Annotated in this window: 2 tRNA genes and 3 rRNA genes; all 5 read right to left on the reverse strand. The window is 55.8% G+C overall.

Annotation, left to right across the window (positions count from 1 at the left end):
- Positions 1 to 45 precede the first annotated feature (45 nt).
- Positions 46 to 162, reverse strand: a 5S ribosomal RNA gene (gene rrf, locus D7V97_RS39130).
- A gap of 176 nt (positions 163 to 338) precedes the next feature.
- Positions 339 to 3,305 (reverse strand): 23S ribosomal RNA (locus tag D7V97_RS39135).
- Between the two features lie 291 nt (positions 3,306 to 3,596).
- A tRNA-Ala gene (locus D7V97_RS39140) sits at positions 3,597 to 3,669 on the reverse strand.
- Positions 3,670 to 3,719: 50 nt separating this feature from the next.
- Positions 3,720 to 3,796 (reverse strand) — tRNA-Ile (locus tag D7V97_RS39145).
- Positions 3,797 to 4,003: 207 nt separating this feature from the next.
- A 16S ribosomal RNA gene (locus D7V97_RS39150) occupies positions 4,004 to 5,539 on the reverse strand.
- Together the 16S, 23S and 5S rRNA genes with 2 tRNA genes alongside form the textbook arrangement of a ribosomal RNA operon.
- Positions 5,540 to 5,760 lie beyond the last annotated feature (221 nt).

Here is a 5,760-nt window from a genome sequence, read left to right on the forward strand (position 1 = left end):
AAAGCCCCTGGCGCCTTGCGGCACCAGGGGCTTTGCTCAAAAAGAATCCGGCAGCGACCTACTCTCCCACGCGGTTTCCCGCGGAGTACCATCGGCTCTGGAGGGCTTAACTTCCGTGTTCGGGATGGGAACGGGTGTGACCCCTCCGACATTGCCACCGGAAAAGCGATTGACGGTGCATACGAAGGGTAAGTTGCAAGCTTCTGCTTGAGTGAAGCCTCTTCATTGAAGAAGAGTGAAACAGCTGTCTTCCGGGCAGACGCTTTACTCAGCGTCATGGCCTCGGCCTTGGCCCCGAATCCCTTACTCCCCGGTTAGGGGGCATGCAAGAGAAGGGGGAAAGTAAGCCGCTCGACTTATTAGTACTGGTTAGCTTAACGCGTTACCGCGCTTACACACCCAGCCTATCAACGTGGTAGTCTTCCACGAGTCTTCAGGGGCTTGCGCCCGGGATACCTGGTCTTGAGGTCGGTTTCCCGCTTAGATGCTTTCAGCGGTTATCCAATCGGCACATGGCTACCCAGCGATGCCTCTGGCGAGACAACTGGTACACCAGCGGTGCCTCCAACCCGGTCCTCTCGTACTAAGGTCAGAGCCTCTCAAGTATCCTACGCCCACAGCAGATAGGGACCAAACTGTCTCACGACGTTTTGAACCCAGCTCGCGTACCGCTTTAATTGGCGAACAGCCAAACCCTTGGGACCTGCTCCAGCCCCAGGATGCGATGAGCCGACATCGAGGTGCCAAACCTCCCCGTCGATGTGAACTCTTGGGGGAGATAAGCCTGTTATCCCCGGAGTACCTTTTATCCGTTGAGCGATGGCCCTTCCATTCAGGACCACCGGATCACTATGACCTGCTTTCGCACCTGCTCGACCTGTCGGTCTCGCAGTCAAGCTCCCTTATGCCATTGCACTCGACGCCCGGTTTCCAATCGGGCTGAGGGAACCATCGCGCGCCTCCGTTACTTTTTGGGAGGCGACCGCCCCAGTCAAACTACCCACCAGACAGTGTCCCAGTCCCGGCTGACGAGACATGGTTAGACACCAGAAATCAGCAGGGTGGTATTTCACCGTTGCCTCCACCGAACCTAGCGGCCCGGCTTCAAAGGCTCCCACCTATCCTACACAGCCAATCCCTAGTGTCACTGTCAAGTTGTAGTAAAGGTTCACGGGGTCTTTCCGTCTTGCTGCGGGTAAACTGCATCGGCACAGCTATTTCAATTTCGCTGAGTCCCTCTCCGAGACAGTGCGGAAGTCGTTACTCCATTCGTGCAGGTCGGAACTTACCCGACAAGGAATTTCGCTACCTTAGGACCGTTATAGTTACGGCCGCCGTTTACTGGGGCTTCGGATCATCGCTTTGCCTTGCGGCTGACGAATCCCCTTAACCTTCCAGCACCGGGCAGGAGTCAGACCCTATACGTCGGCTTGTCGCCTTCGCAGAGTCCTGTGTTTTTGGTAAACAGTCGCTACCGCCATTTCTCTGCAACCTCTCTCGGCTTCGGCTGTACGCCTACACCTACCAGAGGCCCACCTTCTTCCGAAGTTACGGTGGAAATTTGCCTAGTTCCTTGGAGGAGAGTTCTCTCAAGCGCCTTAGGATTTTCTCCTCACCCACCTGTGTCGGTTTGCGGTACGGACACCCTGCAGACTCCCTGCGGGACTTTTCTTGGAAGCAGAGCATCAGCGACTTACCCCTTGCGGGGCGCCATGGGATCTCGGGGATAGCTGCCGCGCCTTTAATCGTACGCGACACCCCTACGTCTTTAGACTGACACAACCACCGGTCAGCTCGCCTAGCTTTCTCCGTCCTCCCTCAGTTCAACGTCTGCAAGATGGCGCAGGAATATTAACCTGCTTGCCATCACCTACGCCTTTCGGCCTCGGCTTAGGACCCGGCTAACCCTGGGAAGATTAACTTGACCCAGGAAACCTTGGGTTTACGGCGAGGGGGTTTCTCACCCCCTTTATCGCTACTCATTTCGGCATCAGCACTCCCAGTCGCTCCAGCAGCCTTTTCAGTCTACCTTCGCTGCAACTGGGACGCTCCCCTACCGCCACACACGCATGACGTGCATGACCCGAAGCTTCGGCACTAGTCTTGAGCCCCGTTACATTTTCGGCGCGGCCTGTCTTGACCAGTGAGCTATTACGCTTTCTTTAAAGGATGGCTGCTTCTAAGCCAACCTCCTGGTTGTCAATGACCTGCCACATCCTTTCTAGTGTTCACTTAGACTAGATTTGGGGGCCTTAGCTGTCGGTCTGGGTTATTCCCCTCTTGCCAATGGACGTTATCACCCACTGACTGCGTCCCGGGATAACAATTGCCGGCATTCGGAGTTTGGTACGGTTTGGTAATCTGGTGAGACCCCTAGCCGTTCCAGTGCTCTACCTCCGGCATTGAATTGCCCGAGCCGATACCTAAATATCTTTCGGGGAGAACCAGCTATCACGGAGTTTGATTGGCCTTTCACCCCTACACACAGCTCATCCCAGAAATTTTCAACTTTCATGAGTTCGGTCCTCCATGCGGTGTTACCCGCACTTCAACCTGGCCATGTGTAGATCACCCCGCTTCGGGTTATAATACACGCAACTCGACGCCCTGTTCGGACTCGCTTTCGCTCCGGCTCCACCTATCGGCTTAGCCTCGCTACGTATATTAAGTCGCCGAATCATGATGCAAAAGGTACGCTCTCGCACTGGCTTGCGCCGTAGTGCTCGAACTGCTTGTAGACATGCGGTTTCAGGTTCTTTTGACTCCCCTCACCGGGGTTCTTTTCACCTTTCCCTCGCGGTACTTGTTCACTATCGGTCGCCAAGGAGTATTTAGGCTTACCGGATGGTCCCGGCAGATTCAGACAGGATTGCACGTGTCCCGTCTTACTTGGGTAACCCGCTCAGCTCCAACTGGCTTTCGTGTACGCGACTATCACGCTCTTTGGTGCGTCTTTCCAGGACGCTTCCACTAGCCTGTCAAAGTCCTACCGCGGACCCGCTACCCCACCGCCATTTGCATGACGTTGGTTTGGCCTCTTCCCATTTCGCTCGCCACTACTTTGGGAATCACTCATTGTTTTCTCTTCCTCAGGGTACTGAGATGTTTCACTTCCCCTGGTTCGCTCTTCAGCCCTATGGATTCAGACTGAAGTAACGCAGCTATTCGCCGCGCTGGGTTTCCCCATTCGGACATCTCCGGATCAACGTTTGGTTGGCAACTCCCCGAAGCTTTTCGCAGCCACCCACGTCCTTCATCGCCTCTTGGCACCTAGGCATCCACCGCACGCCCTTAGTAGCTTACTTGCCCTGATCTCTTGTCGTCATGCCCGCTTCCCAGCGGGATTGTCGAAACTCGTGACCAAGGCCCAGGCCCCTGCTCTTCGCAGCAGACCCGGAAGACTCTATTGCTTGATTCTCACTGCTTCTTCTTAAAGTGGGAGACTTCATTTTCACCTCCCGGCTGCCTCGCGGCGCCTGGTGGCTACTTTTGAAGTCGGCACTTCTGTTGAGAACTTCACTCAGCAGAAATTGCAACTTACCCTTCGTATGCACTTGTCAAAGAACGTCCCTGCCTTACCACCGCAGGTAAACTTGTGGAGCTGATCGGGTTCGAACCGACGACATCCAGCTTGCAAAGCTGGCGCTCTCCCAGCTGAGCTACAGCCCCGACTCTCGCGTCGGCACCACCGCCTGCTTCATCCCTCCAGTGAGGGAGAATGGTGGGCCTAGGTGGACTTGAACCACCGACCTCGCGCTTATCAGGCGCGCGCTCTAGCCAGCTGAGCTATAGGCCCCTGGGGGCTAAAGCGTCGGCGAACCCTACAGCGTCCTTCATTCTCAAAGAGCTGAGCCGCTTCGCTCAGTCCTTCAAAACCAAACAGCAAGCCCGAAGTTTTTATGGATTGTGGTCGGAAACCATTGACCTAGTCGACCTGACAGCCCGAAGGCTGCTGGCATCGCCTGCTCCTCCGAAGAGTGAGCCCGATGCCCGGTCTCCTTAGAAAGGAGGTGATCCAGCCGCAGGTTCCCCTACGGCTACCTTGTTACGACTTCACCCCAGTTACCGAGCACTCCTTGGGCACCTCTTGGTGAGGTGACTTCTGGAGCAATCGACTCCCATGGTGTGACGGGCGGTGTGTACAAGGCCCGGGAACGTATTCACCGCAGCGTGCTGATCTGCGATTACTAGCGATTCCGCCTTCATGGAGTCGAGTTGCAGACTCCAATCTGAACTGAGACCGGTTTTCTGCGATTAGCTCCCCCTCGCGGGTTTGCAGCGCTCTGTACCGGCCATTGTAGCACGTGTGTAGCCCTGGTCATAAAGGCCATGAGGACTTGACGTCATCCCCACCTTCCTCCGGTTTAACACCGGCAGTCCCTCTAGAGATCCACTTGCGTGGCAACTAAAGGCGAGGGTTGCGCTCGTTGCGGGACTTAACCCAACATCTCACGACACGAGCTGACGACAGCCATGCAGCACCTGTCTCTCGATTCCCTTGCGGGCACTCCCTCATCTCTGAAGGATTTCGAGGATGTCAAGACCAGGTAAGGTTCTGCGCGTTGCGTCGAATTAAACCACATGCTCCACCGCTTGTGCGGGCCCCCGTCAATTCCTTTGAGTTTTAGTCTTGCGACCGTACTTCCCAGGCGGAGAACTTAATGCGTTAGCTACGGCACCGCGGGGGTCAACTCCCACGACACCTAGTTCTCATCGTTTACGGCGTGGACTACCAGGGTATCTAATCCTGTTTGCTACCCACGCTTTCGCGCCTCAGCGTCAGTTACCGTCCAGGTGGCCGCCTTCGCCACCGGTGTTCCTCCCCATATCTACGAATTTCACCTCTACTTGGGGAATTCCGCCACCCTCTCCGGCACTCAAGCTCTGCAGTTTCGGGCGCACTTCCTCAGTTGAGCTGAGGGCTTTCACACCCGACTTGCAAAGCCGCCTACGCGCGCTTTACGCCCAATAATTCCGAACAACGCTTGCACCCTCTGTATTACCGCGGCTGCTGGCACAGAGTTAGCCGGTGCTTCTTCTCCCGGTACCGTCAAGCCGGAGCGTATTAGACTCCGGGTTTTCGTCCCGGTCGAAAGTGCTTTACAATCCAAAGACCTTCATCACACACGCGGCGTTGCTGCGTCAGGCTTTCGCCCATTGCGCAAAATTCCCCACTGCTGCCTCCCGTAGGAGTCTGGACCGTGTCTCAGTTCCAGTGTGGCTGATCGTCCTCTCAGACCAGCTACCCGTCGTTGCCTTGGTGGGCCATTACCCCGCCAACTAGCTGATGGGCCGCGGACTCATCTGGATGTGATAGCTTGTATACAGAGGCCACCTTTTCCCTCAATCTCCGAAGAAATCGTGGGCTTATCCGGTATTAGCCAATCTTTCGACTGGTTATCCCAGGCATCCAGGCAGATTATCCACGTGTTACGCACCCGTGCGCCGCTCTACTAGGGTTTCCCCATTCGCGCTCGACTTGCATGTGTTAGGCACGCCGCCAGCGTTCGTTCTGAGCCAGGATCAAACTCTCCAATTGTATTCTTGGTTGTTTGAACCGGCGTTCCCCGAGGCCCGGCTAAGGAGCCTCGGCTCGCTGATTCGTTGGCACTCTCCCCGTCGCTGCGCTTTTCAGCGCTGCAGTTTGGGTGAAAGCGCCCTCAAAAAATTGACTGCGGGTTTCCGCAATCCATATCTACTTGGGCTTGCTATTTGGTTTTCAAAGACCGAGCCGCTTGTCCTGCTTCGCGACTTTTGCTA

Origin of the sequence: Corallococcus sp. CA053C, from assembly GCF_003611675.1 — a bacterium.
Lineage (GTDB): Bacteria > Myxococcota > Myxococcia > Myxococcales > Myxococcaceae > Corallococcus.